General features: G+C 49.9%; 23 protein-coding genes. 15 read left to right on the forward strand and 8 right to left on the reverse strand.

The window, feature by feature from the left end:
* The first annotated feature begins 74 nt into the window (after positions 1-74).
* Complete coding sequence (locus tag G8768_RS06060; RefSeq protein WP_166849846.1) at positions 75-1,082, forward strand: AraC family transcriptional regulator; 1,008 nt, start codon at positions 75-77, stop codon at positions 1,080-1,082.
* Positions 1,083-1,085: 3 nt separating this feature from the next.
* On the opposite strand, the gene G8768_RS06065 is transcribed toward G8768_RS06060, so the two are convergent.
* On the reverse strand, positions 1,086-1,580 hold the full coding sequence (locus G8768_RS06065) for a DUF4124 domain-containing protein (protein ID WP_166849843.1): 495 nt from the start codon (positions 1,578-1,580) through the stop codon (positions 1,086-1,088).
* Between the two features lie 310 nt (positions 1,581-1,890).
* Between G8768_RS06065 and G8768_RS06070 the strand changes: the two genes are divergently transcribed.
* The 6 genes from G8768_RS06070 to G8768_RS06095 are packed head-to-tail and all read left to right on the forward strand — an operon-like array spanning position 1,891 to position 5,759.
* Positions 1,891-3,051, forward strand: coding sequence for an amine dehydrogenase large subunit (locus G8768_RS06070; RefSeq protein ID WP_166849840.1), 1,161 nt, complete (start codon positions 1,891-1,893; stop codon positions 3,049-3,051).
* 8 nt (positions 3,052-3,059) lie between these two features.
* Entirely contained in the window at positions 3,060-3,578 is a 519-nt protein-coding gene (locus tag G8768_RS06075; RefSeq protein WP_166849837.1) for a MauE/DoxX family redox-associated membrane protein, read from the forward strand.
* A gap of 29 nt (positions 3,579-3,607) precedes the next feature.
* Positions 3,608-4,231: a redoxin domain-containing protein gene (locus G8768_RS06080; RefSeq protein ID WP_166849834.1), complete on the forward strand. Its 624-nt coding sequence runs from the start codon at positions 3,608-3,610 to the stop codon at positions 4,229-4,231.
* Positions 4,232-4,250: 19 nt separating this feature from the next.
* Entirely contained in the window at positions 4,251-4,814 is a 564-nt protein-coding gene (locus G8768_RS06085) for a methylamine dehydrogenase light chain (protein ID WP_243749364.1), read from the forward strand.
* A 5-nt stretch (positions 4,815-4,819) separates the two neighbouring features.
* Entirely contained in the window at positions 4,820-5,305 is a 486-nt protein-coding gene (locus G8768_RS06090; protein ID WP_166849829.1) for a c-type cytochrome, read from the forward strand.
* A 25-nt stretch (positions 5,306-5,330) separates the two neighbouring features.
* On the forward strand, positions 5,331-5,759 hold the full coding sequence (locus G8768_RS06095) for a c-type cytochrome (RefSeq protein ID WP_166849826.1): 429 nt from the start codon (positions 5,331-5,333) through the stop codon (positions 5,757-5,759).
* Positions 5,760-5,774: 15 nt separating this feature from the next.
* On the opposite strand, the gene G8768_RS06100 is transcribed toward G8768_RS06095, so the two are convergent.
* On the reverse strand, positions 5,775-6,401 hold the full coding sequence (locus G8768_RS06100; protein ID WP_166849823.1) for a TetR/AcrR family transcriptional regulator: 627 nt from the start codon (positions 6,399-6,401) through the stop codon (positions 5,775-5,777).
* A gap of 183 nt (positions 6,402-6,584) precedes the next feature.
* Here G8768_RS06100 and G8768_RS06105 point away from each other — a divergent pair, with 183 nt between their 5' ends.
* The 4 genes from G8768_RS06105 to G8768_RS06120 are packed head-to-tail and all read left to right on the forward strand — an operon-like array spanning position 6,585 to position 13,731.
* Positions 6,585-8,939: a TonB-dependent receptor gene (locus G8768_RS06105; RefSeq protein WP_166849820.1), complete on the forward strand. Its 2,355-nt coding sequence runs from the start codon at positions 6,585-6,587 to the stop codon at positions 8,937-8,939.
* A 34-nt stretch (positions 8,940-8,973) separates the two neighbouring features.
* On the forward strand, positions 8,974-10,587 hold the full coding sequence (locus tag G8768_RS06110) for an AMP-binding protein (RefSeq protein ID WP_166849817.1): 1,614 nt from the start codon (positions 8,974-8,976) through the stop codon (positions 10,585-10,587).
* Positions 10,577-12,286: an AMP-binding protein gene (locus G8768_RS06115; protein ID WP_166849814.1), complete on the forward strand. Its 1,710-nt coding sequence runs from the start codon at positions 10,577-10,579 to the stop codon at positions 12,284-12,286. The genes G8768_RS06110 and G8768_RS06115 overlap by 11 nt, the downstream gene beginning before the upstream one ends.
* 20 nt (positions 12,287-12,306) lie before the next feature.
* Positions 12,307-13,731: an aldehyde dehydrogenase family protein gene (locus G8768_RS06120; RefSeq protein WP_166849811.1), complete on the forward strand. Its 1,425-nt coding sequence runs from the start codon at positions 12,307-12,309 to the stop codon at positions 13,729-13,731.
* A 43-nt stretch (positions 13,732-13,774) separates the two neighbouring features.
* On the opposite strand, the gene G8768_RS06125 is transcribed toward G8768_RS06120, so the two are convergent.
* From G8768_RS06125 to G8768_RS06135, 3 genes are all read right to left on the reverse strand, one after another.
* Positions 13,775-14,683, reverse strand: a complete 909-nt coding sequence (locus G8768_RS06125) for a LysR family transcriptional regulator (protein WP_166849809.1) — start codon at positions 14,681-14,683, stop codon at positions 13,775-13,777.
* Positions 14,684-15,005: 322 nt separating this feature from the next.
* The gene (locus G8768_RS06130; protein ID WP_166849807.1) at positions 15,006-16,199 is read right to left on the reverse strand and encodes an amino acid aminotransferase; all 1,194 of its coding nucleotides are present in this window, start codon (positions 16,197-16,199) and stop codon (positions 15,006-15,008) included.
* Positions 16,200-16,349: 150 nt separating this feature from the next.
* On the reverse strand, positions 16,350-16,811 hold the full coding sequence (locus tag G8768_RS06135; protein WP_208020080.1) for an Lrp/AsnC family transcriptional regulator: 462 nt from the start codon (positions 16,809-16,811) through the stop codon (positions 16,350-16,352).
* Positions 16,812-17,106: 295 nt separating this feature from the next.
* Between G8768_RS06135 and G8768_RS06140 the strand changes: the two genes are divergently transcribed.
* Positions 17,107-19,224: an alpha-ketoacid dehydrogenase subunit alpha/beta gene (locus tag G8768_RS06140; RefSeq protein WP_166849804.1), complete on the forward strand. Its 2,118-nt coding sequence runs from the start codon at positions 17,107-17,109 to the stop codon at positions 19,222-19,224.
* A complete protein-coding gene (locus G8768_RS06145; protein WP_166849802.1) occupies positions 19,224-20,468 on the forward strand; it encodes a dihydrolipoamide acetyltransferase family protein in 1,245 nt (414 codons plus the stop codon). The genes G8768_RS06140 and G8768_RS06145 overlap by 1 nt, the downstream gene beginning before the upstream one ends.
* A gap of 75 nt (positions 20,469-20,543) precedes the next feature.
* Here G8768_RS06145 and G8768_RS06150 read toward each other — a convergent pair whose 3' ends face one another.
* Positions 20,544-21,125 carry a flavodoxin family protein gene (locus G8768_RS06150; protein WP_166849800.1) on the reverse strand — a complete coding sequence of 194 codons (582 nt, stop codon included), beginning with the start codon at positions 21,123-21,125 and terminating at the stop codon, positions 20,544-20,546.
* Positions 21,126-21,322: 197 nt separating this feature from the next.
* Between G8768_RS06150 and soxR the strand changes: the two genes are divergently transcribed.
* Together soxR and alkB are read left to right on the forward strand one after the other, a co-directional pair.
* On the forward strand, positions 21,323-21,769 hold the full coding sequence (gene soxR / locus G8768_RS06155) for a redox-sensitive transcriptional activator SoxR (RefSeq protein ID WP_166849798.1): 447 nt from the start codon (positions 21,323-21,325) through the stop codon (positions 21,767-21,769).
* Between the two features lie 11 nt (positions 21,770-21,780).
* Positions 21,781-22,431 (forward strand): DNA oxidative demethylase AlkB, encoded by a 651-nt coding sequence (gene alkB / locus G8768_RS06160; protein ID WP_166849796.1) that lies wholly within the window; start codon positions 21,781-21,783, stop codon positions 22,429-22,431.
* 135 nt (positions 22,432-22,566) lie between these two features.
* On the opposite strand, the gene G8768_RS06165 is transcribed toward alkB, so the two are convergent.
* Both G8768_RS06165 and G8768_RS06170 read right to left on the reverse strand, forming a co-directional pair.
* A complete protein-coding gene (locus G8768_RS06165) occupies positions 22,567-24,744 on the reverse strand; it encodes a S46 family peptidase (RefSeq protein WP_166849794.1) in 2,178 nt (725 codons plus the stop codon).
* 127 nt (positions 24,745-24,871) lie between these two features.
* Positions 24,872-25,750, reverse strand: coding sequence for a bile acid:sodium symporter family protein (locus G8768_RS06170; protein WP_166849791.1), 879 nt, complete (start codon positions 25,748-25,750; stop codon positions 24,872-24,874).
* Between the last annotated feature and the right edge of the window lie 31 nt (positions 25,751-25,781).

The raw sequence follows: 25,781 nt of genomic DNA on the forward strand, positions 1-25,781 counted from the left end.
AACGCTTGAGTTGGGGGCTTTTTCTTTGTTATGTTTTATTTTCTTAAACAACAGATTCTGGACAGCGATTCACTATGCTAACGATCGACATTCACTTTATTCGAGCGCCCTTGCGACAGGCTGCCGAGCTGGGTATCGATACGGCTGAGCTATTGAATGAGTTGGATATTTCTGCCGATATTTTTGCCCAGGATTCTGCGGTGGTGCACGCTGAACAATATGTTCGTCTGGTGCAGAAACTGCGCGAATTATCCGGTGATGAGTATTGGGGATTGACCGGCCAGCGTTGCAAGTTGGGTTATTTTGCCTTGATGGCACGCTACCTGCTCCAGTTCGACAGTTTGAAAGGTATGCTCAATGAATGTTGCCGCTTTCAAAATACTACGCGTGTTGAGTGGCAATTCAGTCTGGTGCACGAAGCTGGGCGGGTCGGTTTTTTATTGAAACGCGCACAGGGCTATGAAAAGGTCAGTGCTTTTTTGATGGAATTTATTACGGTCTGTATCCATCGTATGATGTGTTGGCTGACCGATACCCGTATACCGATCCTTGAAAATCACTTTGCATACCCGGCGCCAGACAATCAACGCGCGTATGAATTACTGTTTCCCGAACACAGAGTATTTGAAAGCGAATACAATGGTTTCTACATCGATGCACAATATCTCAGCCTGCCAAGGGTAAGGGATTGGACAGAAACACGCACCTTTCTCCAGGACGCTCCTGCAGGTTTGATGGTTATTCCGGGCAGTGATAATAGTTATACTGCGCAGATCAAAGCCATTTTATTGCAAACCGTTGGCAAAGAAGGGCCTGTTCCGGATTTTGAGCGTGTGGCTGAAAAGTTGAATGTTTCTACGGCAACATTACGACGCAAACTGCGGAGTGAAAATACCAGTTATCAGCAACTGAAAGATACCATGCGACGGGATATCGCGATCGATAAGCTGGTTCGGGAAAGCACGGCCATTTCAGAAATTGGCTTGCAATTGGGTTTTGTAGAATCGTCTTCTTTTACCCGCGCGTTCAAACAATGGACCGGAGTCAGCCCTCAGGAATATCGCCGGGACAGTGAAGTGTAGGTTCTACTCTTCCTTGCAGAGTGGTTTTTTAACGTCGGAACAATGTCCGCATTGCGCGACATTCCTCCATTTTCTTGCGCCGTATACGGTCTCGCTATCGGCACACATCGAATAACATTGCTCGCTGTTTCGAAAGGCTTGCCATTTCTGGCGGCAGCTCATTTGGGCATACTCTTCGGCGGATACGGGACGGTTAGCGGATTTGCTTTTGTTACTACGTTGAACAGTTTGCTTTGAGACTTGCTGGACCATTTCCCGGTTTCGTTCCCGTACCTCAGTGCTTTTCATTACATTGGTCTTGTTACCGCCCACAAGACTGGCCTGGCTTTTGTATTTGGGTGGCACCTTGTCACTGTAGTGGCGGCGTCCTGCCTCATCTACCCATGTGTACATTGCTGAAAAAGCGGGAAGTGCGAACAGGCTTAGTATGACGATAAATCCGTAGTAGGTAACAGTGCCTTGAATTGAGGTTCTGATTCGGCTGGGCTTTAAGCGCATATTCTCCTGTCTTCCATGTCGCTAAGAAATACGGTTTCGGCGTTTGAGTGATTCTAGTAACCCACTCGAAAATGCCAATAGACCCAAAATGCTAAGGGTCATATTCTCTCGGGTCAACGCCTATTTGCTTGGAGCGTTCCAGTTCAAGCTCTGAGTTTCCGATTTTTTGCCTAAATAAAAAACCATTTGTTCTCAATACCTTAGTGGCTTTTCAATCGCAAAACTTAAAAGTCGAATTTTGTACGGTTGACATAAATAGTACGACTGACCTAGACTCTTCAAAAATAACAACATAAGTGAAGGTATCCCAATGGCTCGCGTAGACTCTATCCGTTCGTTGATCAGTTGGCCGCTGATGTTGGCCGCGCTTGTGGTGCAAGCGGAAATTCAACCTGAACCCTTGCCGGTGTATGAAACCCTGCCAAAAGAATTGCCGGATTCGGTGTTGTTTGCACACGATGCAAACTTTGATGCTCTCGTCGCTGGACGGGTGGTGGTGCTGGATTTGGCCAAACCCACTCGCCGTTACTTGGGTGCGATGGATGCAGCGCAGTTCGCCAGCTTTATTCAGTCACGTAGCAAACCCGAACTGTATGTGTCTGAAACCCATTACTCTCGCACGACTCGTGGTGAGCGCACTGATGTGATCAGTATCTATGACAGGGAAAGCCTGAAACAAAGCGGCGAAATTGTTTTACCTGGTGGCAAGCGTGGTCAGGTGGTCAGCCATCGCTATACCCTGCGTCTTGTGGACAATGACCGTTTTCTGCTGGTCTTTAATTTTACGCCTGCTGCATCTGTGACGGTGATTGATACAGAAAGTCGAAAGATTGTGGAAGAAGTACAAATTCCTGGGTGCGGTTTGATTTACCCCACTGGTAAACGTGGTTTCTCTTCATTGTGCAGTAACGGCGCTATGTTCACGGCACAATTGGATTCCAGTGGTAAATTGGCAACACAAAATAAACTGCCACCGCTGTTTGATGTCGATGAAGATCCGCTTTTCGATAAGCCGGTGTTCCACAAAGGCCACGCCTACTTCCCCAGCTATAAAAGTCTTCTGCGAGTCGTGGACTTGAGTTCTGATGAGCCGAAAGATCTGGGCAGCTGGTCGCTGCTGACAAAAGAAGAGCAGGCGGAAAACTGGCGCCCTGGCGGTTGGCAAATTACCACCATGGATGATGCCGGAAGAATTTATCTGCTCATGCACAAAGACGGTAAAGATGGCACTCATAAATCCGGTGGCCCAGAAGTTTGGGTGTATGACGTGAAGAGCAAAAAGCGTCTTCAGAAAATTGTGTTGAAAAACTGGGGTGTTTCTATCGAAGTGACCCGGGGTTCAAAACCGCTGCTTGCCGTAACGAATGGTGATATGCAAATCGATGTTTACGACGCTGACAGCGGCAAATGGAAAACCATGGTCGGTGGCGCCGCCGCTATGCCATTAAGTTTGCACGCTCTGCGTAAATAGGTGTGTCTATGAACATCCTGCTAAGTACCTGTGTTCTGTTGTTCAGCTATTTATTCCTTACGGCAGGGTTGGCTAAGTTTCGTCACTTGGCCTACAGCGCTGAAGCCATCGAAGCTTATCAGCTGACGCCTGCAAATTGGAGTGCTGCACTGGCGAGAGTTTTGGCAATGCTGGAAGTGTTGCTTGCGGTTTTCTTGTTGATCCCAGGGAGCAGACGTTTTGCTGTCCCGGTGGCGGCACTGTTGCTCATGACTTATGCACTGGCCATAGGCATTAATTTATTGCGTGGCCGCAAGCGCCTGGATTGTGGTTGCAATGGTCCTGAGGCGAGGCAAAACATTTCCTGGTGGTTGTTTGGACGCAACTTGCTGTTTGTTGCGCTGCTGGCGGTCAGTTATCAGCTTCCCCTGATGGTTGATTCCGCGACCTGGTTACTGGCTTTGTTATGCAGCGCCGCACTGATTTTATTTCAACAGGGTGCGCGGCTGTTGTACCAAAATCAAATGCTTATGTCCCGTAAGCGCTAAAAGAAGAATAGATAAAAAGAGAAAACGCTATGACTGAATTACTACTGATCTCAAACGCCATTCTCTGGTTATGCGTGATTGCCCTGTTGCTGGTCGTCGTCGCTCTGGCTCGCCAAATCGGTGTACTGTATGAGCGTGTAGCACCGGCAGGTGCCTTGATGATGAATCAAACTCTGAAAGTGGGTGATAAAGCCCCGGCTCTGGAAGTGGAAGAGCTGGCCAGTGGCCGAGCGATAACCGTTGGTGCCCAGCAAAAGAAAGCACAACTGCTATTTTTTCTTTCGCCGAGTTGCCCGGTATGTAAAACCCTGCTGCCTGTTTTGAAATCCAGCGCCCAGGCCGAATCCTCATGGTTAAGCGTGATATTAGCCAGCGATGGAGACGCGCAGGAACATGTAGATTTTATTACCGAATACCGCTTGGAAAAGTTTGATTATGTGCTCTCGGAGCGTTTGGGGAAATTGTATGGTGTTGCCAAATTGCCCTATGCCGTATTGATCGATGATAGCGGTGATGTGAGTTCCATGGGGCTCATTAATTCCCGTGAGCACCTGGAAAGCTTGTTTGAATCTAAAGAATTGGGCATTGATTCCATCCAAAGTTATTTGCAGCAAGGCAGCGATGACGATTTGGCAAAAGAAATTCGCGTGTAACGCTGTGTGAAGGAGAAGCATGATGAAGTGGTTAGATAAGTTAACAGTAAACACCTCCCGCCGCTTGGCCCAGAATTCCTCGCGTCGTAGTTTTCTTACTCGCTTTGGTACCGCATTGGTTGGTGGTGCCGCGATTCCCTTGTTGCCAGTGGCCCGAGCCAGTGCAGCCTCATCGGCAGAAGGGATGTATCCGGGAGTCGCAAGGCAGGAATCTGGAGTGAAGGGCGACCCAGGTGATCCGAGCCAGTGTGATTACTGGCGTTACTGCGCCATCGATGGCTTTTTGTGCAGCTGTTGTGGCGGTACTCAGAATACCTGTCCGCCGGGAACAGAAATGTCGCCCATCACCTGGATTGGCACCTGTTTAAATCCCGAAGATGGCAAGAATTATATTATCTCCTATAACGATTGCTGCGGTACAAGCAGTTGCGGTCGGTGTCTGTGTAATCGCAATGAGCGCGATACCCCGATTTATCGTGCGCAAACTAACAATGACACCAACTGGTGTTTGGGTGCTTCGAGCACGGTATACACCTGTTCGACCGCAATCGTTTTGGGCATTGCAACAGATTCGGCGGGGTGAACCTGATGAAGACAAAACGCATTACGAAAATCGCGCTGCTCGCCAGCGGGCTGTTTTGTACGCCCTTAATGGCTGAAACTGATCAAGCTGAAAAACACTTTGCACGCTGTGTCGCTTGTCACCTGGCGGAAGGCCAGGGGATCCCCGGCGCCTTCCCCCCGCTTAAAAATCGGCTGGCAAAAATGAGCAATAGCGAGCTTGGACGGCAGTATGTTGTACAGGTTCTGTATGGTGGCTTGATGGGTATGATTACCGTTGAGGGACAAAACTATTCCGGTGTAATGCCTGCCCAAACCGGTGATCTAAGTGCGAAAGAGGTCAGTGAGCTGCTTAATTACGCTGTCAACAAAGTTGATAAGAACGGTAAGCCTGAAAACTGGAAGCCGTTCAGCGAAAAAGAAGTCGAGCGCTTGAGTAAAACAAAGGGCAATCCTGTGAGTAACGGGAATCTGCGTAAACAGTTGCTGGAGAATCAGCGGGACTTGAAGTAGCCCTGATTTGCGATAGGTATTCGATATGCTTACTGCCATTAAAAAGATAACCATAGCATTTGCTCTATTGCCAACACTCGCATCAGCCGCGATGGAGCCCAGAATTAATTACATGATCAACTGCCAGGGCTGCCATCTTGCAGATGGCAGCGGAAAGCCGGGTAGCGTGCCAAGCATGAAAGGCGAATTGCACAAATTCCTGGCGGTACCTGGCGGGCGTGAGTTTCTTGTTCAGGTTCCGGGTTCTGCGAATGCACCGCTCAATGATGCCGAGCTGGCCGAATTGCTGAACTGGATGCTGGAAAGCCTGTCCACAGACAAAAATAACAACGGGGAAGGTGAAAGTTTTTCACCCTATACCGAACTTGAAGTGAAAAAGCTGCGGGCAAAGGTGCTGGTGGATGTCATGAATACCCGCGAGGCTCTGGTTAAGCAGTTTGTGAAAACCCCCTAAGCCTCGCTTGTGCATTCAGCGTTTGGGGATTTCGCCGTGCTCGATAAGCCAGGTAAAACTTTGAACCGCCATTTTAATAATGTTGTCGACTTCCTTGGTCCAAGGTTTGTTATGCCCGATAAATACCGTGTGGCCTTCAACAGAGGCACTGATAAATAAAGCCAACTTCTCCACTTGTTTAGGGGTCAGTGCCGGATTCATTTCGGTAATGATGTCACCCAGAGTGCTGCGGTATTTGGCATACATCTGATCCATATGCACGGTCATCTCTTCTTCGTGATTGGAGAGCGACCACAGCTCTGGGAAAAACTGTGTGGTTTCCCGTTTGGTCAGATCGCTGATGACATGTTTGAGAAGGTTTTGAAATTGCTCTTCGGGGTTGCCGTGGGTACGGATTTCATCAAACTCGTCGAGGTATACCTGAATGGTTTTGTCCAGCATAGCCGAAACCAAAACGCTTTTGCTGGGAAAATAATACTGCAGATTCCCGAGTTTAATGCCAGCGGCGTCCGCAACCTTGCGCATGGAAAAATTGTGATAGCCGGCATCAATAAGTAATTCATGGGCGGCGTCGAGAATATCGTTAATTCGATTTTTGCCTTTGTTGTAAACGCCATTCTTGGCTTTGTTCGCGCTAGTCAAGATAACCTCTTTATCGCTGTTGAGCATCGGCGGTGATTATATCAGAAGCCAGAATTAGTACACGTAACATATAAATAATTATAAGCGGATCGCTTTTTATTAAAAATTGTACGGTTGACCTATTTATTGAAAATATAGTACGGTTGACCTACAAAACAATAACGATGATAGAAGGTAAATAAGATGAAGCACTCAGCATTGGCGACGGCTATCGCCTTAAGCCTGCCCATAGCCATGAACAGCTATTCTTCGGTCATAGAAGAAGTTGTGGTCACCGCCCAGAAACGTCAGCAAAGCTTGCAGGATGTTGGTATAGCCGTTACGGCATTCAGTGGCGATCAATTGCAGGAGCTGGGCTACGATACAGCCCAGCAAATCACAGCCATGACGCCTGGTGTGACCACTATCCAGCCCAACGGCCCCTCCTCTTTTTTCACCAGCATTCGCGGTGTTGGTCAGAACGACTTTTCCGGCGATCATCAGGAATCGCCTGTCGCGGTGTATGTGGATGAAGCTTATGTGAGTGCCGCTTCCGGTGCTGGCTTCCAGCTTTTTGATATGGAGCGGGCAGAAGTTTTGCGTGGTCCGCAAGGAACGTTGTTTGGTCGTAACGCAACCGGTGGCCTGGTGCATTACATCACAGCGAAGCCGACCCAGGAAAACGAAGGCTATATTGATTTAACGCTGGCCGACAATAATCAGATCAAGGTTGAAGGCGCCGTTGGTGGTGGTCTGACGGATTCCGTTTCCGGACGTTTATCGTTTTTGCGCAATAAGCATGATCCTTACATTGAAAACCGAATTGGCACAGACTTGAATGACGGTAACGATTGGGCGTTGCGTGCGCAACTGCTTTGGGAGTTTGAATCCGGTCAGTGGTTGTTGAGTGCCCGAGCAGGTGAGCAAGACATCGATTCCGGTTTTTTTAAACACAGTTCTGCTCGCGTTGACCCGAGCACTGGTTTGGGTTTGCCTTTCAATGGTGCTGATTTACAAGATTTGGGTGATTCTCTGGTTCCTGCTTTTCAGGAAAACAACAGCGACGTACATTCCGGCGCGTACAATGTGATTGGCCACAATAAGGTCGAAACCCGAGGCTTTACCAGTAACATTCAACTGGAATTTGAACATTTTGACTTTGTCAGTATTACCGATTTTCAGACCCTGGAAAAAGATTATCTCGAAGATTCGGATGCATCGCCTAACGACTTTTTTTCTTTCTTTTTACAAAGTGATCTGGATCAGTGGTCCCAGGAATTTCGTTTCAGCGGTGATAGCGACAATATGCGTTGGGTAGCGGGCGCCTACTATTTAGAAATCGAAGGTGATTTTGCCAATGGTGGTATCGCCGCCAACTTCTTCCGCGCTGCTTTCCCCGGTGCCGGTTTGGATGATGCCAGTCTGGATACTCTGGGTCTTTACAGCCCGTTTAAAACCGAAACCAAGTCAACGGCTTTTTTCGGTCAGGTGGAATACGATCTTAGCGAAGAATTTACAGTTCACGCTGGCCTGCGCTGGTCTAACGAAGACAAAACTACAGATTTCAAACAGTACGCTTCTCTATTCGCTGCAACAGATTCCAGCCAGGTATCGGCCATTGATGGCTTGGGTTTGGGTGGCCCTTTGTTTACCTTTAGTCCACAAGCCGTGACCAATGATCCCGGTGGTACTGGCTTTGGCGAAGCTCTGGTTGTGGGTGATACCAACGATGCCAGCATCGATGAGGATTTGATTACGGCAAAACTGCAACTGGATTGGAAGCCTGACGACAATACCCTGGTGTACGCCAGTTACAATCGCGGCATTAAAGCCGGTGGCTTTAATGCGCCACTTGATGCCACTTTGTTTTACAACGGCAGTCGCCCAACCAGCCAAATGAAATTCGATGAGGAAGTTCTGAATGCTTATGAACTGGGTTTCAAATGGTCTTCAGACGATGGTAAATGGCGAGTCAATGGTGCGAGCTACTACTACGACTACCAGGATTACCAAGCCTTTGCTCTGGAAAGTTTAACCACCTACGTGTTCAACACGGATGCCGAAGTGAAGGGCGCGGAAATTGAAGTATTTGCTGCGCCTACTGATGGCTTGGAGGTGATTTTTGGTGCAGGTTATATCGATAACAATGTTGAAGATGCTTACACCTTGCCAGATGGCACGCCTGTAGATCGTACGGCGGTATTGACGCCTCAGTGGAATTTGAACGGCTTACTGCGCTACCAGTGGGATCTCGGAGATGCGCGTGTAGTGGCGCAAGTGGACGCCACTTACATGGATGATCATTACTTCCAACTGAAAAACTCTCCGGTAGGCAAAGAAAGCGCCTACACCCTCAGTAATGCTCGTTTGAGCTATGCCAGCGCTGATGAGAGTTGGCGAGTGGAGTTGTTCGTAAACAATCTGACTGATGAAGAGTATCGCACCATGGCCTTTGATTTGGCTGGTGAGCCGTCGGTGGGTGGTTTTGGCTTGGTGGAGAATTACTACGGCCTGCCGCGCTGGTGGGGTGTGTCCTTCAATTACAGTTGGTCTGAGTAGTGTGTGTTTCCCCGTCGCAAGGCGGGGTTTTTAAATGAGTACAAGTACGATGCAGAAAGATCAAAACGCCGTAATCACTCACTACAATTTCGCACGTGAAGTTGTGGACAAGTTTGCGGTTGAGCAAGCGGATAAAACCGCGATTGTCTGGGTAGACGAAAGTGGCCATGAAGAAACAGTCAGCTTTTCAACGCTGAGTCTGGAATCCCAGCGTTTGGCTTCAGCGCTGCAAGCTCAGGGCGTAAAGCGCGGCGATACCGTTATTATCCTGATGGGGCGTCAACTGGAGTGGTGGTACACCATGACAGCTTGTTTACGGATGGGGCTTGTGGCTTCGCCAGGCACCACTCAGTTGTCAGAAAAAGACATCGCCTATCGTCTTGAAGCGACCGGTGCGACTTGCCTGATTGCTGAGTCGGGACAGGCGGAAAAACTGCGTGCCGTAAAAAGTTCCAGCCCTCAGCTTAAACACATCATTACGGTGGGTGAGCACAATTGCGAAGGCATGCTCGATTATCATGAGTTACTGCGTAATGCCCAAGCGGATTTTCCGGCAGTTGATACGGAATCCAGCGAAGATGCGCTCTGCTATTTCACATCGGGTACAACTGGCTATCCCAAGATGTGTATCCATAATCATATTTATGCCAAAGCCCATACCACGACCGGAAAGTACTGGTTGGATCTGGGTGACGACGATCTTCATTGGAATCTGAGTGATACTGGCTGGGCGAAAGCGGCTTGGAGCAGTTACTTTGCTCCCTGGTTACGAGGAGCCGCTATCTTTGTGCACCACTCGCCCGGCTTCAATCCGGAGCAGAGTCTGGCAATGTTTTCTCGCTACAACATCACCACGTTTTGTGCTGCGCCAACGGTTTATCGCATGTTTGTTCAGTGTGAGCTGTCCAACATCAACTTTGGGAAATTGCGTCACTGTGTGGGTGCAGGTGAGCCCCTAAATGCCGAAGTGATCGATGTCTGGAAAAAGGCCTCCGGCATTACCATTCGCGACGGTTACGGCCAAACCGAGTCGGTCATACTCTGTGGCAATACACCGCAAATGACACCCAAACCCGGTTCTATGGGTAAGCCTATTCCAGGCATTGATCTGGCGGTGATTGATGACGACGGCAACCGACTCCCGGCGAATCAGGAGGGCGATATCGCAGTTAATGTGAGCCCGAAACCACCTCTGGGTCTATTCAAGGAATACAAAGGCTTGCCGGAAAAAACCGCAGCCTGTTTCAGAAACGGTTGGTACATCACTGGTGATAGAGCGACGGTGGATGAAGAAGGTTTTTTCTGGTTTGTATCCCGCGCTGACGATGTAATTTTATCATCCGGCTATCGTATTGGCCCGTTCGAGGTGGAAAGCGCTTTATTGGAACATGCGTCTGTTATCGAGTCGGCGGTGACCTCAAGTCCCGATTCAGAGCGAGGTGAAGTGGTCAAAGCTTTTATTGTGGTGGCCGAAGGTGTGGAGGCCAACGATGAGTTGAAGCAGCAGTTACAGCAACATGTGAAGTCGGTTACTGCACCTTATAAGTACCCCCGAAAAATTGAATTTGTAAAACAACTGCCTAAAACCGTCAGTGGAAAAATACGCCGGGTTGAACTGCGTGAGAAGGAGTGGAGTAATGCAGGTTAATAGCTTGACGCAATCGCAGCTGAATGGTCCCGATGATGTTTCCTTACTGGATATGACCATCCCGGATGCCTTTGATCAAACGGTCGAGAAATTTCCAGAAGCCCTGGCACTTGTGGTAAAGCATCAGGATATACGTTGGTCTTATCGAGAGTACCAGGAACAGATCGAACGATTGGCTTCAGGTTTGTTGGCTTTGGGAATTCAACCCGGAGACCGAGTGGGTATCTGGTCCCCCAATCGAGTGGAATGGTGCCTTACTCAATTTGCCACGGCCAAAATCGGCGCGATTATGGTGTGTATCAATCCGGCTTACCGTTTGTATGAATTGGAATACGCGCTAAGCAAGGTAGGGTGTAAAGCCATCATTGCTGCTGAATCGTTTAAGACCAGCCATTATCTGGACATGCTTAATGAGTTGATGCCAGAACTTAAAAGCCACTCTCCTTGTCGTGATGGAGGTCCCTTGCCAACTGAGGCTTTGGTGTCCAAAAAATTACCTGAACTGAAATGGGTAATTCGGATGGGCGATGCTCAATCAGCAGGGATGCTGAACTTTTCTGAGCTGATGAAGCTGGGAGGGGAAAGCCATCAGGAACAGGTTCGCTCTGTTCAATCCACACTGGATTGCCATGACGCGATCAATATTCAGTTTACCAGTGGCACCACGGGCAACCCTAAAGGCGCAACGTTGAGCCACCACAATATTCTGAACAATGGCAAGGTTGTCGGTGATGGCATGCAGCTGGATGAACACGATCGTCTTTGTGTTCCGGTTCCTCTTTATCATTGCTTTGGTATGGTCATGGGAAATCTCGCTTGCATTACCCATGGCAGCGCTGCCATTTTTCCGGATGAGGCTTTTGATCCATTGAGCACCTTGAAAGCGGTTGCCGAGGAATCCTGCACGGCTTTGCATGGAGTGCCTACCATGTTTATTGCTCAACTCGATCATCCTGAGTTTGACCACTTTGATCTAAGCAGCTTACGCACTGGCATTATGGCGGGCGCGCCATGCCCGGCCGAAATTATGAAACAGGTGATTGCCCGGATGCATATGGACAAGGTGCTGATTGCATATGGCCAAACGGAACTCAGTCCGGTGAATCATATGACGGCGGTTGATGACCCACTGATGAAACGGGTGGAGACTGTTGGTCGCCCGGGGCCGCGTCTTGAAGTAAAAATCTGTGACGAACTGGGTAATGTTGTGGCTATTGGGGAGCGCGGCGAAATTTGCACTCGTGGCTATTCTGTCATGAAAGGTTACTGGGGAGAGGCTGAGCGTACGGCTGAAACTATCGACGCCGATGGCTGGTTGCATTCGGGTGATCTTGGCGTGATGGATGCTGAAGGCTTTGTGCAAGTTGTCGGCCGATTGAAGGATATGATCATTCGCGGCGGGGAAAACGTCTATCCTCGAGAAGTGGAAGAGTTTCTGTTTACCCATCCAGCGATTCAGGATGTTCAGGTCTTTGGCATTCCTGACGAAAAATATGGCGAGCAAGTTTGTGCCTGGGTTCAATTGAAAACGGATCAGAATTTAAACGCCGAAGCGTTGCAAGCCTACTGCAAAGACAAAATTACCCATTTCAAAGTACCCAAATTTATTGAGTTTGTGGAAGAGTTTCCGATGACGGTAACGGGAAAAATCCAGAAATTCCGAATGCGGGAAATCATGGTTGAGCAAATAGCCTCATAGAGAATAAGCGAGGAACGAGAATGACCCAGTATAAAATGCTGATTGATGGTGAGTTGCGTGATGGCGTTGCGTCGATTGATGTAGTGAATCCCGCCGATGAAAGTGTTGTGGCTCAATGCCCGGTCGCTGATGAAGCCATGCTCAATCAGGCAGTAGAGTCTGCGCATAAGGCTTATCTATCTTGGCGGAAACTGAGCTTTTCAGAGCGTGGTGCGTATATCAAAAAGCTCACGACGGCTGTTGAAGAGAATGCCGAGGCGTTTGCTCGCATTCTTACTCAAGAACAAGGAAAACCTCTCGCACAAGCACGCGATGAGGTGATGTTTTCTCAGTTATTTGCAAATCACTTCGCGGAATGTGAAATCGAAAATAAAGTGCTTAGCGACGATGATAATGGTCGTATTGAGGTTTTACGTGAGCCTTTGGGGGTCGTGGCAGGTATTTGCCCATGGAATTTCCCGTTATTGATCAGCCTTTATAAAATCGCGCCAGCGGTTATGGCGGGTAACAGCATTATTATCAAGCCTGCACCCACGACGCCATTGAGCAGCCTGAAACTGGCTGAATTGATTGCTGATATTTTTCCACCCGGGGTGGTGAATGTACTTTGCGACAATAATGATCTTGGTCCTGCAATCAGCAGTCATCCGGGCATTGCAAAAGTGTCGTTCACCGGCTCTACCCCGACGGGTAAGAAAATCATGGCCAGTGCTGCCGATACCTTAAAGCGCTTAACGTTGGAATTGGGTGGTAATGATGCCGCAATTGTTCTCGATGATGTCGATCCCAAACAAGTTGCGGAAGGCATCTTTGGTGCAGCCTTTTTAAATTCTGGTCAAGTGTGTATCGCGCTTAAGCGCCTCTATGTACATGAATCTATCTACGATGAGTTGTGTGAAGAGATCGGCAAACTTGCCAGCGCAGCGGTGGTCGGCAATGGCTTGGACGAAGGTGTACAGTTTGGCCCGGTACAAAACCGTATGCAGTTCGATAAAGTGTGTTCGTATATCGATAACGCCAAAGCCAATGGTCGTATTATTGCCGGTGGTGAAGTGCCCGATGCTCCGGGTTTTGTTGTGCCTCTGACGGTGGTTCGGGATATCGAAGATGGCGCGGCGGTTGTGGACGAAGAGCCTTTTGGTCCGATACTTCCTATTGTGCGTTACCGCGATCTCGAGGACGTTATCAAGCGGGCAAACAATTCTGACTATGGATTGGGGGGCTCGGTGTGGTCCAGTAATCTGGATCGAGCGCGTGAAGTAGCCGGGCAAATCGATTCAGGCACGGTCTGGATTAATCAGCACTGCGCCTTTGGTCCGCACATTCCATTCGCTCCCGCCAAGGAATCGGGTTTGGGCGTCGAGTGGGGCGAGGAGGGCTTCCACGAATTTACCGCAATGAAAGTGGTGAATATCAGCAAGGCTTATTCTAATCCGGTTCACTAAACTGCGTGGGGAGCAGGGCGGATGCTCTGCTCCCTAATATTGTTCAGTGACGAAGGTTTGCAATATCGGCGGTTGTGCTTTTGGCTTGCTTGATAAAACCTTTCAGATAATCAATTTCCTCATCGTTTTTTCGATGGGCCAAATAAATATGTTTGTGGATCCCTTTTTTGCCGAGCTTGCAGGATTGCAGTGGTAGGGTATTTTGATACTGCTCCAACAACCAGGCCGGCAATGCAGTGATTCCACGTCCTGCGGCAACCATCTGTAACATAATGTCGGTGGTTTCAATGCTCTGGTGTTTTTTTACCATTTGTTGAGCTGGGGCTAAGAACTGGCTGAAAATATCCAGACGATCACGTTCTACCGGGTAGGTAATCAAGGTTTCATTACTTAATTGTTCCGGTTGGATATGACTTTCTCCAGCCAATGGGTGTTCGTCATTGACGACCAGAACCAACTCGTAATCAAAGACCGCCATGTACTCCAGGCTCTGGTGCTGAATGGGGTCTGGTGTAATCAGCAGATCGATATCGTGGTGCAGAATCGCGCCGAGTCCGCCGAATTGAAAGCGTTGCTTTACGTCCACATCCACATCAGGCCATTGTTGCAGAAACGGCGACACGGTACGCAGTAGCCATTGATAACAGGGATGGCATTCCATACCGATGCGCAGTTGGCCACGGCGCCCCTTGGCAAATTCCTGTAGCTCTTCTTCACAGTGGCTGAGCTGGGGCAATATTCGCTGGCTCAGCTTCAGCAGGCGTTCTCCCGCCGGGCTTAGGCGCAGACCGCGCCCTTCCTTGAGCCAGAGTGGCGTGCCCAGGCGTTGTTCCAGCTTTTTGATGGAATGGCTAAGGGCCGATTGAGTCAGGCATAGATGCTCGGCGGCGCGGGTCAGGGTCTTGTGTTCCGCGACGGCTTTGACGATTTCCAGGTGCAAGCGTTCAATCATATTTATGACTTAAATTCATTGAATTGGTCAAATATACCAATATCGCTCACGATTATCGACTCCCACAATACGGGCACCTATCCGCACGGTAGCTTGAAAACCCTTCAGCAGGAGAGAGTCTGCGGCGTTGGAAAAAATATAGGATGCGGCAAGAGTGCGTGAGAGCAGGGGGCTAAGAATGGTGTGCCTAAGAGACAGTGTTGTTAAGAGATAGTGTTATTAAGAGATAGTGCGTATAGGACAAAAATGCCTGGGTGTGACAAACCTGGCGAATACAGCAGGGGGATATGGGCAGAGCCGATGCTCTGCCCATGAGTTCATATTACAAAACTTTAGCCACTGAGTCGGCAAAGTAATCCAGATTGCTGTCGTTCAAGCCGGCAACATTAATGCGTGAAGAGCTCACCATGTAAATGCCGTATTCAGCTTTTAATTTGGCAACTTGCTCAGGGCTGATGCCCAGGAACGAGAACATACCAAACTCTTTTTCAATAAAGCTGAAGTCAACACCATGACATGCGGCGTTCAATTTGCTGACCGCCTGACTTCGCAAGCCATTAATGCGATCGCGCATTTCTTTGACTTCCGCTTCCCATTGCGTGGTCAGTTCATCGGAACCCAGTATGGTGGCAACCAAAGCTGCACCGTGGGCAGGTGGCATGGACCAAATACCTCGGGCCAGATTGATCAGCTGGCTGCTAACAGCGTCTGCAGCATGGCTGTCTTTGGCTATCACCATCAGCAAGCCGATACGTTCGCGGTACAGGCCGAAGTTTTTTGAACAGGAAATGGCGACAAACATTTCTTCAACGGTGTCGGCCATCGTGCGAACACCGATGGTGTCCTCGACCAAACCAGAGCCAAAGCCCTGATAAGCCATGTCCAGAAACGGTACCAAACCTTTGTTTTTACACAGCTCTGCCATGGTTTGCCATTGCTCGGCATTCAGGTCAGCGCCGCAAGGGTTGTGACAACAAGCATGCAGCAACACAATGTCGCCTGCCTGGGCTTCCTGCTCCAGTGTTTGACACATTTCGGCGAAACGAACGGAGCAGTTTTCGCGGTCGTAGTAAGGGTATTCGGCAATTTCCAAACCGGCTTCGCCAAATAAAGGCACATGGTTGGCCCAAGTTGGATTGCTCATCCAGATTTTGTTGCCGGGCTTCACGCGATTGATCAGTTCTGCGCCCAGACGCAGGGAGCCGCAGCCACCAGGAGCCTGGATAGACGCGACGCGTTGCTCGGCCAGAACCGTGTGGTCTTTTCCAAGAGCCAGCTCGCGCATCAAGCGATTAAAGTCAGCATTACCCGGTCCGCCAATATAAGATTTAGTGGCCTCGTTGCGCCAGCGATACTCTTCGGCGGTTTTTACACTGGTCAGCACCGGGGTTTCACCGGTTGGCGTTTTGTAAACACCGACACCCAGATCGACTTTGTTAGGGTTGCTGTCATTTTGGAACTCCATCATCAGGCTGAGGATGGGGTCCTGGGGGATAATGTTGAGCTGCTCAAACATGATAGTTTCCAATTTAAATGGGGGCGCTGGCCCCGTGTTCGCTATGGTCTTTCGCTCACTTTTGTTATGAGCGAAAGGGAATCCATTGTAGTCAACCCTTAACGCAGGACAAGGGATGAACGTAAACAAATTTATGCCGGGTCTGAAACGTTAGTCCAGTGCCACGGGCAATTCACTGGTTAACTTGTTTTGACGCATGGAAATCAAGGTGTTCACCGAGCGGATTCCAGGCGCTGTTAACAGTTGGGTGGAGACAAAGGTTTCGTAGCTTTCCATGTCCTTCGACACGATCTTCAGCAGGTAGTCGCACTGCCCGGTGACCGAATGGCATTCCAGAATCCCGGGCTCATTGGCAATCATGGTCAGGAAATTCTGAATGGTTTCCGGGTGGTGGATGTTCAAGCTGACTTCCACAAAGGCAATAATTTGCAGGCCAATTTTCTTGTGGTTGACCTGGGCGCTGTAGCCACGGATATAGCCTTCATCTTCCAGGCGCTTCACTCGACGCCAGCAGGGCGCCGGGGACAGGGCGATGCGTTCCGCCAAATCCCGATTGGAGAGGCGCCCTTCGGTCTGCAGTTCATGCAGTATTTGCGCATCGTATTTATCCATCACTGGCCTCTTGATTTTATTGTCATTCTAATAGGCTGCCATCGGGCCCAACAGGCCCTTCGGCTAAATCGTTTACATATCATATAGTTAATAAATCACGATAACAAAGCAATATTGTTTCCTAATTGGGGGTGCTTTTCGCAATTGGTTTCTATCGCAAGCTGGCTCCAGGCAATAAACGCAATCACATTTCGGGCCCCAAAAGCTACAGTATTCATTAGTGATAAAGCGCTAAAGCCCTGCTTTGCGCCACTGCCGACAGGCGGTGTAACCATAATCAAAATGTGAAGTGACGATGATTGATACAGCCGATTCCGCTAAGGCCATTCAGGCTTTTGACTGGCCCCATATTGCCCATATTGTTTTGGCCTCTCGTGCCATAGATACCATTGAAGAACAGGAGCTGGTGCCCCAGAAGCTGGTCTTTAATCAGTTTTCCGCCCGTGGCCACGATCTGGCCCAGGTATTGTTGGGCAGTCTGCTTAACCACCAGCACGACGGTGCCACCGGGTACTACCGCTCGCGCCCCTTTGTGTTGTCGCTGGGCCTGGATTTCGTCGAAGCAGTCGCCGGCCCACTGGCACGTTCTGGTGGTTACAGCGACGGACGCGATATCGGTGTGGTGTGTAACTACCCGAATATGCGCAATGGTGAGTCGACCGGTACGACCCTGTTTCCCATGTGTGGTGGCGTGGGGTCCCAGTTCTCGCCAATAAGCGGCTGGGCGCAGTCGATTGTCTACCATCGCGATGAATTGAATGATGGCCGTTACGAGGGAGCTATTGGTGTCTCCATGGGGGGCGATTCCTCCATGTCGACCAGCGGTTTCTGGGCGGCCTTGAATATTTCTACCACCAATAATCTACCTCATTTGTTTTACATTGAAGACAATGGCTACGGCATTTCGGTGCCCCAGGAAGTACAAACGCCTGGGGGTGATCAGGTGGCTAACCTGGCGGCCTACAAACAGCTGCATATTGTTGACGGGGATGGCACCGACCCTCTGGAAGCCGCCTGCAAAATCAAGGAAGCGGTTGATTATGTGCGTTCCGGAAAAGGCTGCTGTCTGCTGCGCTTAAAAGTTCCCCGTCTTTGTGGTCACACGTTCCAGGATACCCAGACTTATAAACCGGCGGAGATGATCGAAGCCGAGCAGGCGAAAGACCCTCTGCCGAAGTTGAAGCAATTTATGCTCGATAATGGTTTGGTCAGTGAAACCCATTGGTCACAAATTGAAGAGCGTGCCGAGGCAAAAGTGCGACACGCCATTGACGAGGCCATGCATCGCCCGCAGCCGGATCCTGCCGCAATCACCCGATTTGTGTACAGCGAAGAAGATGCTGCTGGCCAGCCCATCGTGCAAACTCGCGGGGGTTTGGCAACTCAGGATCATCAGTTCCCGGCAAGCACAAGCGATGCGAAACCGGAAGGTCGTCGCTTGAATATGCTCGCCGCCATTCGTCAAACCCTCGACGTTGAAATGCAGAGCAACCCTAAGGTTCTGGTGTTCGGTGAAGACGTTGGGCCGAAAGGTGGTGTGCACGGTGCTACCTTGGGGCTTCATCAAAAATACGGTCAGCAGCGAGTGTTTGATACCAGTCTTTCCGAAGAGGGCATTATTGGTCGCTCGGTAGGTATGGCTCTGAGCGGCTTAATGCCTGTGCCGGAAATCCAGTTCCGTAAATACGCTGAGCCCGCTGCTGAGCAGCTCACCGATACCGGCATTATGCGTTGGCGCACAGCGAACAAATTTGCAGCGCCGATGGTGGTGCGAGTACCCGGTGGTTTTGCTCGTCGTGGTGATCCCTGGCATTCCATGTCGGATGAAGTGGAGTGGGCACATAAAGTAGGTTGGCAATTGGTTATGCCCTCCAATGCGGAAGATGCCGTAGGCCTTTTGCGTTCGGCGCTGCGCAGTAACAACCCGACCATCTTTTTTGAACACCGGGCACTGATTGATAACAGTTGGGCTCGTCGCCCCTACCCGGGAGATGATTTTGTGGTGCCTTTTGGTAAAGCCAAAACTCTGCGCGAAGGGTCACGTCTGACGGTCATCAGTTGGGGCGCGATGGTTGAGCGCTGCGAACAGGCCGCTGAAAAACTCAATCCGGAAAAAGACGCTATCGAAGTGATCGATTTGCGCAGCATCCAGCCTTGGGACAAAGAAGCCGTTTTGGCATCGGTTCGTAAAACGGCTCGTTGCCTGATTGTGCATGAAGACAATAAAACTGCTGGCTTCGGTGCGGAAATTGCGGCGACTTTAAGCGATGAATGTTTCTTCGATCTGGATGCGCCGCTGCGTCGCTTGACCATGCCTGATATTCCAAGCCCCCATAATATTCATCTGCTGGAAGCCGCTGTACCTGCGGTGGAAGATATTGTTCGGGAAATGACGGATTTATTGGAGCTGTAATGATGAGTGTACAAGAATTACGTTTAACCCCGGAGCAGTTGGAAGGTACCGAAGCCACCTTGAGTCAATGGCTGTTTAATGTTGGCGACGCTGTGCAGGAAGGTGAGCCGGTGGTGGAACTGGAAACCGACAAAGTGGCCATCGAAGTGGTTGCTCCCTGTTCGGGGACCTTGCAAGAACAAAAATTTCAATCGGGTGATAAAGTTGAGCCCGATTCGATCATGGCCTTGATCAATACCGAGACTGGATCAGCAGATGCTGAAATCCCGGTTTCGGGTCATGTGGAATCCGTCAGCGCACCACAGCAAACGGTAGCTGATGTTAGTGAAGTGAAAGATCAATCCTGTCGCCATCTGATGGGGCCGGCCGTTCGTAAATTGGTTGCCGAGCACAATCTCGATATTGAGTTGATGCAGGGCAGTGGGCGCGGTGGTCGAATTACCCGCGAAGATGTGTTGTCTTATATCGCTTCCGGGCAAGCTGAAAAAGCGACAAGCTCCGCAGCGGTGAATACCGCGGTTGCTATGGGTGATATGAACAGCCGAATGGTGCCCCACAGCAGTATGCGTAAAGCTATTGCCAAACACATGGTAGAAAGTCTGCTTGAAAAAGCGCCCCATGTAACGTCCGTGTTCGAAATGGATATGAGTAATATTATTGAACACCGAAAATGGCATAAAAAAGAATTTGAAGATAAGGGCGTAAAGCTTACTTTTACCGCTTATTTTCTCGCGGCCAGTGCCAGGGCAATGGCCGCTGTGCCCGATATGAATGCTCAGTTCCATGAAGATGCTCTGGAAATTTTTCAGTCCATTAACATTGGTGTGGGAACGGCTCTGGGTGATAAGGGCCTTGTGGTTCCCGTGGTGAAAAACGTACAGGCTATGGATTTGTTTGGTATTGCCCAGGCATTGGATGATCAAACTCAACGGGCTCGCGATAACAAGCTGACGCCATTTGATATGAAAGGCGGAACTTTCACTATTTCCAATCACGGTGTCAGTGGCAGTTTGATGGCTGCGCCAATTATTATCAATCAGCCGCAGGTTGCCATTCTGGGCATTGGTAAAATGGAAAAGCGTGTTGAAGTGGTTGAGGTCGATGGTCGTGATGACATGCGTATTCGTCCGAAATGCTATGTTTCCTTGAGCATTGACCACCGTGCTGTAGACGCCCACCAAACCAATGCCTGGTTGTCCGCTTTTGTCAGTGAGATTGAAAACTGGGGCGGTGTCAAACTATAACGTCGTATAGACCAAGGCATAGGGCTCTGGAAAGCTGCTGAGACCCTATGCCTTCGGCTTGTTGCCTCTCGTTTTTCAAAAGGCGCAGGCTTGCAAACTGTGTTTTATGTGGCGCCAGATTTTCTTGTCCCGCAAGGCGAATTCCTCACACTGGGCACGTTCACGGTTCGCGATAAAACCATCCGCACAATTAGCGTGAACAAAGCCCTGGTAGTCCATTCCCAGGTGGTTAAAGGTATCCCGAAACATACTGATAAAGGTCTTTGATGCTTCGCTGCTACAGGATGTGGTGAGTACATAGGCCTTTTTATCTCTGAGCTTTCGACCATCCTCTTTCAAATTTTCCAGAGACATGTAATCGCTGATGCGATCCAGAAACGCTTTCATGGCCGGGGGTACGGAGTACCAGTAAATAGGTGAAGCGAAAATAATATGTTCATAAGCCAATACGCGTTGCATGATGGGGTGAAAGTCATCATCCTGCTGGCGGTAGTGGTAATCGTAAGGCTGGATATCGTGATCTTCCAGGTACACAAAATCCATTGGCCAGTAGTCTTGCAGCAGCTCCAAAAATTTGGCGGTGTTCCCGTTGCGACGAGAACTGGACAAAATGGCGATGGTTTTTTTTGATGTATCAATCTTTGAAATAGCGTGCATGACTGTGCCTCCTGTACTAGTGCTTCCCATGCGAATTTTTGTGTATTTCGTTAAGTCGGCGGAGACTATAAAACCTCAAGTTAACTTGAGGTCAACACTTTTTTTTGCTATAAATCACAAAAAATAGAAATGGGCCGTGTGAAGGCAGAGCGAAGGCTTTACACAGGCGGTGTGCCCCTGTGAATACAGTGATGATTATGGCGAAAGAACAAGAAGGACTTTCGGTAGGGAATGTGGCCAAGCGTAGCGGCGTGGCCGTATCCACCCTGCATTTCTACGAGAGCAAGGGCTTGATCAGCAGTTGGCGCAATAGTGGGAATCAGCGACGCTACAATAAAGATGTGCTGAGACGGGTGGCGGTTATCAAGTCCGCCCAGCGTATTGGTATCAGCTTGCAGGGCATTCAAGAGGCGATGTCGACCTTGCCTGACCAGCGCACACCGAATAAACAGGACTGGGCGCGTCTGTCCCGGCATTGGCGAAAGGAGCTGGATGAGCGTATTCGCCAGTTGAATCAATTGCGTGATGAATTGGGGGAGTGCATAGGCTGCGGTTGCCTGAGTTTAAAGGCTTGTCCCCTCAGAAATCCTGAAGATATTGTGGGGCAGGATCACAGCGGTGCTGTTTTCCTGGAGGGCGAATAAGAGCATAGAACATGGCCGATCTTTTTGATCAACTCAATGATGACAATCGCCAGAGGCAGCTCATCGCGGAGGGCGCAGTTTGTCTGCCGGGTTTTGCCCTGGAATATGTGCCCACCATTCTGGAGGCCTTGGGCCCCATTGTGGAGCAGGCACCGTTTCGGCATTTGGTCACCCCAGGGGGCCATACCATGTCTGTCGCGATGACCAATTGTGGCAGTCTGGGTTGGGTCAGCGATCGGCGAGGCTATCGCTATCAGGAGCGTGATCCTCTCAGTGATAACGCCTGGCCAGCTATGCCCGAAATATTTTTGACGCTGGCCCAAAAGGCTGCCAGTGAAGCCGGCTATCAACGTTTCAAGCCCCAGGCCTGCCTGATTAATCAGTATTTGCCTGGCAGTAAAATGTCCCTGCATCAAGACAAGGATGAAAATAATAAGGCCGCTCCGATAGTGTCGATTTCCCTGGGGGTAAGCGCGACTTTTTTATTTGGTGGTTTGCGGCGGGATGACCCTTGCCAGAAGCTGATATTGCAACACGGCGATGTGGTCGTTTGGGGGGGAGCCTCACGTTTTTGCTTTCATGGGGTACAAACCCTGAAAGACAGCGAACATTCCTTGCTTGGACGACGGCGGCTTAATATTACTTTTCGGCAGATCTACTAAGCCGGGAGTGGTACCCAGGCTTGAGGCGTCGCCAGAGCTTTTGGAAAGTACCCAAAACAAAAAAAGGGCAGCTCAAGCTGCCCTTTTTCGCGATGATCTTGCCGCACCTGAGATCGGTACAGTAGAGCGCAGCGATTAATACACGACGTCCATTTCTTCAATCAGATTGTTGGCACCGTCTACTTTTTCCATAACCCACAGCATGTAGCGAGAATCAACGGAAATGGAACGGTTGAGATTATCGTCGTAATCCCAGTCGCCAATGATGCTCTCATATACACCATCAAACAGCAGCCCAACCAGTTCGGCACGACCATTCAGGGTCGGAGAGCCGGAGTTGCCACCGGTGATATCCAGAGTACCCAGGAAGTTTACAGGAACCGAATTCATCCACTTCTGCTTGTAGCGGCCATAGTCTTTCTTGGCGATCGCATCGAGTTGCTTTTGTGGAGAATCAAATTCCGCATCGCCTTTAACGTACTTGGCGACAAGACCTTCCAGTGTGGTGAATGGCTTGGCCACTAAGCCGTCTTGCGGGCTATAACCTTTTACTTTACCGAAGGTTACGCGCAAGGAGCTGTTGGCGTCCGCATAAATAGGCTTGTTCAGGCTTTCATTGTAGGCAATGATCGCGGCCATATAGGCGGGGCGAGCCTGTTGCAGTTCACCAATGCGTGCCTTTTCTTTTTTCTCTTCGGCCATCTCATGGTCGTAGAGAGCAACCGCCAATTGGATGAACGGATCGTTGCTGGATTCAAAATCAGCCACGGATTTGTTCATCCAATCCAAGCGTGATTTTTTATCGCCCAGAGTGGTTTTCTTGTGCATGTCTTTCAACACGGCGGCGACGTTTTCAGAATTGAAACCATCGCCTAAACCAAAGGCTTTATCCATCGCTGGAATGCGCTGGTCTTTTGGCAAGGCGGCGTATTTTTCCAGGAAGTGCAGCAGTACGGCCGCATCAACATTAGCGTCATAGCGGCGGTCAATACGCTCCATGCGCTGGGTAAAGCGGGTCATGTCACGATCCTGATAACCCGGCTCGCGTTTGGCATCCGCTTTTTGTTTTTCGTGAGCCAGGCGCAGCAGGCGCTGGGCAGCAGGGATCATATTTGTGCGCTTGATGTAAGCGTACAGCAGATCGTGCTCCTGACCCTCCTGGCCTTCCTTAATTAAACGTTGCAGTTCAGCGATAGCAGCTCCGTACTGGTCTTTGCGTGAGGCATCGGCATCAATCCATTTTTGCAGATTGCTTTCCAGTGACTTTTTACGCTCCAGCATATCGCCTTTGTTAAAGCTCTTGATCATCGAGCCGTAGTTTTTGGCGTAGTTGGCCAGACCAGCGATGGTGCTTTCGTATTTGATGCGAGCATCACTGCCTGCCGGTGCCACCGATTTAATGACGTCGATGTACTGCTCGCGATAACCTTTAGCCGTTGGGTAGGCCCAGGTGAAGTTGTTCACGACTTCATCAGACGTGCGATAGCGGTTGGTACGGCCTGGGTAGCCAGCGGCCATAATAAAGTCGCCATCTTTCACGCCTTTACCAGACACTTTCAAGTGGCTTTTAGGCTTGTAAGGTACGTTGTCCTTGCTGTAATCGGCCGGCTTGCCATCTTTGCCGACGTAGGCGCGGTAGAAGGCCCAATCGCCGGTGTGGCGGGGCCACATCCAGTTGTCGGTATCGCCACCGAATTTACCAATGCTGGCGGCAGGTGCATAAACCAGACGAACATCGCGGACGGCCAGTTGCTTAATGAGGTAGTACTCCAGGCCGCCGTGGAAGCTGTAAATTTCACAGCGATAGCCTTCGTCTTTCTCACACTCGGCGACCATTGCTTTTTCTTTGTCTTCGATGGCCTGGTAGCGTTCGCTGCCATTCAGCTCGGCACTTAAATCACCCAGAACCTTATCGGTAACATTGTCCAGTGATTCGGTGATGTAAATACGCGAGCCCGGTGCCGCTTTCAGCTCGGCATCCTTGGTTTTCGCCAGGAAGCCATTGGCCAGCAGATTATTATCGGCACTGGAATTGTATTGAATACTGCCATAGGCACAGTGATGGTTCGTCACGGCCAGACCCTCGGGAGATACAAAAGACGCTGTACAGCCACCCAGGCTGATAATCGCGTTCATTGGAAAGTCGGTGAGGGTGGAAATTTGTTTAACGGGAATTTTCAGGCCCATGCGCTTCAGTTCTTTTTTCAACTGAGGCAGCTGATGGGGTTGCCACATGCCTTCATTGGCATAACTGTGGGCACCTAAACCCAGACCGGCGACTGCCAGCACTGAGGCCAAAGTCATTTTTTTCATTCTAATATTCCTCAAATTAGTCGACGCAGAAAGTACCATAGCTGGTTGCATTTCAAAACCGAATAGGTCAAGCATCGGTTTAGACGAGCAATATAGAAGGCAGATCCCGTGATTTCTGTATTGACCTTTAGCTCGTCTTGTAGGCAGCTGACTTGCGCCAGCGAATTTGTGCGATGATCAGCAGTGCGGGGAGATTCATTCCAATGCCATAAAAGAGAGCGATCATGGCCAGCGCCGGGCGGTCCATCAGCGTAGCGGCCACCATCATGGCAATGCCGGCGTTTTGAATGCCGGTTTCAATGCCCAGTGTACGCTGCTGTTGGCCACTCAATCCAAACAGGCGGCCCAGAAAGATGCCGCAGTAGTAGGCCAGAGCGCAGAGGCAGAGTAGTAAGAAGCTGGCGGTCTCGGCGATCTCCATCAATTCTCGGCGGTTAGTCCACGCCATCAACACAATCAGGACCACCAATATAAGCCCTGTGGTTTTTTGAAGTCGCTTTTGTTGCGGTAAAAAAATCTGTGGAAAGATATGTTGTAACAACATGCCCAGTGCAATCGGGAACAGGGAAACCAGACAGAGCTGGGTAATGGTGGGCAAAATCGGAATCTGGAAAGGTTCGGCGGACATCCCGAGAAAACTGTAATGCCAGAGCAGCATGATGGGTAACAACAGCGGCACTACTACGGAGCTGATCAAGGTTAAGGCAATCGATAGGGCGACGTCGCCATCGGCAAGAAAACTGATCGCATTTGAAGATGCCCCCCCGGGCGCTAAGCTGATGAGCAGCAAACCGGCGGCCAATTCGGCCGGTAGTTTAAAGATGAGAATGATCAGCCAGGCCAATAGCGGTAGAATAAGCAGCTGCAGTGTGACACCCAGTGCAAGTGCTTTGGGTTGGCGCATCAGCTCAAGAAAATTCACCCTTTGCAGGGAAAGCCCCATTGTGAGCATCATCAGTGCCAGCATAATGGGTAAGACGATTTTGTTTACGGTAAGTACGTCCAAAAATAGGCTCCTGCCATATTTTATCCGGTTA

The organism is Pseudoteredinibacter isoporae (genome assembly GCF_011602085.1).
In the GTDB taxonomy this organism is placed as follows: Bacteria; Pseudomonadota; Gammaproteobacteria; order Pseudomonadales; family Cellvibrionaceae; genus Pseudoteredinibacter; species Pseudoteredinibacter isoporae.

What these genes read in the sequence shown, in the direction of transcription:
- G8768_RS06060 (WP_166849846.1), top strand. Translation starts at nt 75, where the DNA reads ATGCTAACGATCGACATTCACTTTATTCGAGCGCCCTTGCGACAGGCT.
- G8768_RS06065 (WP_166849843.1), bottom strand. Translation starts at nt 1,580, where the DNA reads ATGCGCTTAAAGCCCAGCCGAATCAGAACCTCAATTCAAGGCACTGTT.
- G8768_RS06070 (WP_166849840.1), top strand. Translation starts at nt 1,891, where the DNA reads ATGGCTCGCGTAGACTCTATCCGTTCGTTGATCAGTTGGCCGCTGATG.
- G8768_RS06075 (WP_166849837.1), top strand. Translation starts at nt 3,060, where the DNA reads ATGAACATCCTGCTAAGTACCTGTGTTCTGTTGTTCAGCTATTTATTC.
- G8768_RS06080 (WP_166849834.1), top strand. Translation starts at nt 3,608, where the DNA reads ATGACTGAATTACTACTGATCTCAAACGCCATTCTCTGGTTATGCGTG.
- G8768_RS06085 (WP_243749364.1), top strand. Translation starts at nt 4,251, where the DNA reads ATGATGAAGTGGTTAGATAAGTTAACAGTAAACACCTCCCGCCGCTTG.
- G8768_RS06090 (WP_166849829.1), top strand. Translation starts at nt 4,820, where the DNA reads ATGAAGACAAAACGCATTACGAAAATCGCGCTGCTCGCCAGCGGGCTG.
- G8768_RS06095 (WP_166849826.1), top strand. Translation starts at nt 5,331, where the DNA reads ATGCTTACTGCCATTAAAAAGATAACCATAGCATTTGCTCTATTGCCA.
- G8768_RS06105 (WP_166849820.1), top strand. Translation starts at nt 6,585, where the DNA reads ATGAAGCACTCAGCATTGGCGACGGCTATCGCCTTAAGCCTGCCCATA.
- G8768_RS06110 (WP_166849817.1), top strand. Translation starts at nt 8,974, where the DNA reads ATGAGTACAAGTACGATGCAGAAAGATCAAAACGCCGTAATCACTCAC.
- G8768_RS06115 (WP_166849814.1), top strand. Translation starts at nt 10,577, where the DNA reads ATGCAGGTTAATAGCTTGACGCAATCGCAGCTGAATGGTCCCGATGAT.
- G8768_RS06120 (WP_166849811.1), top strand. Translation starts at nt 12,307, where the DNA reads ATGACCCAGTATAAAATGCTGATTGATGGTGAGTTGCGTGATGGCGTT.
- G8768_RS06125 (WP_166849809.1), bottom strand. Translation starts at nt 14,683, where the DNA reads ATGATTGAACGCTTGCACCTGGAAATCGTCAAAGCCGTCGCGGAACAC.
- G8768_RS06130 (WP_166849807.1), bottom strand. Translation starts at nt 16,199, where the DNA reads ATGTTTGAGCAGCTCAACATTATCCCCCAGGACCCCATCCTCAGCCTG.
- G8768_RS06135 (WP_208020080.1), bottom strand. Translation starts at nt 16,811, where the DNA reads ATGGATAAATACGATGCGCAAATACTGCATGAACTGCAGACCGAAGGG.
- G8768_RS06140 (WP_166849804.1), top strand. Translation starts at nt 17,107, where the DNA reads ATGATTGATACAGCCGATTCCGCTAAGGCCATTCAGGCTTTTGACTGG.
- G8768_RS06145 (WP_166849802.1), top strand. Translation starts at nt 19,224, where the DNA reads ATGATGAGTGTACAAGAATTACGTTTAACCCCGGAGCAGTTGGAAGGT.
- G8768_RS06150 (WP_166849800.1), bottom strand. Translation starts at nt 21,125, where the DNA reads ATGCACGCTATTTCAAAGATTGATACATCAAAAAAAACCATCGCCATT.
- soxR (WP_166849798.1), top strand. Translation starts at nt 21,323, where the DNA reads ATGGCGAAAGAACAAGAAGGACTTTCGGTAGGGAATGTGGCCAAGCGT.
- alkB (WP_166849796.1), top strand. Translation starts at nt 21,781, where the DNA reads ATGGCCGATCTTTTTGATCAACTCAATGATGACAATCGCCAGAGGCAG.
- G8768_RS06165 (WP_166849794.1), bottom strand. Translation starts at nt 24,744, where the DNA reads ATGAAAAAAATGACTTTGGCCTCAGTGCTGGCAGTCGCCGGTCTGGGT.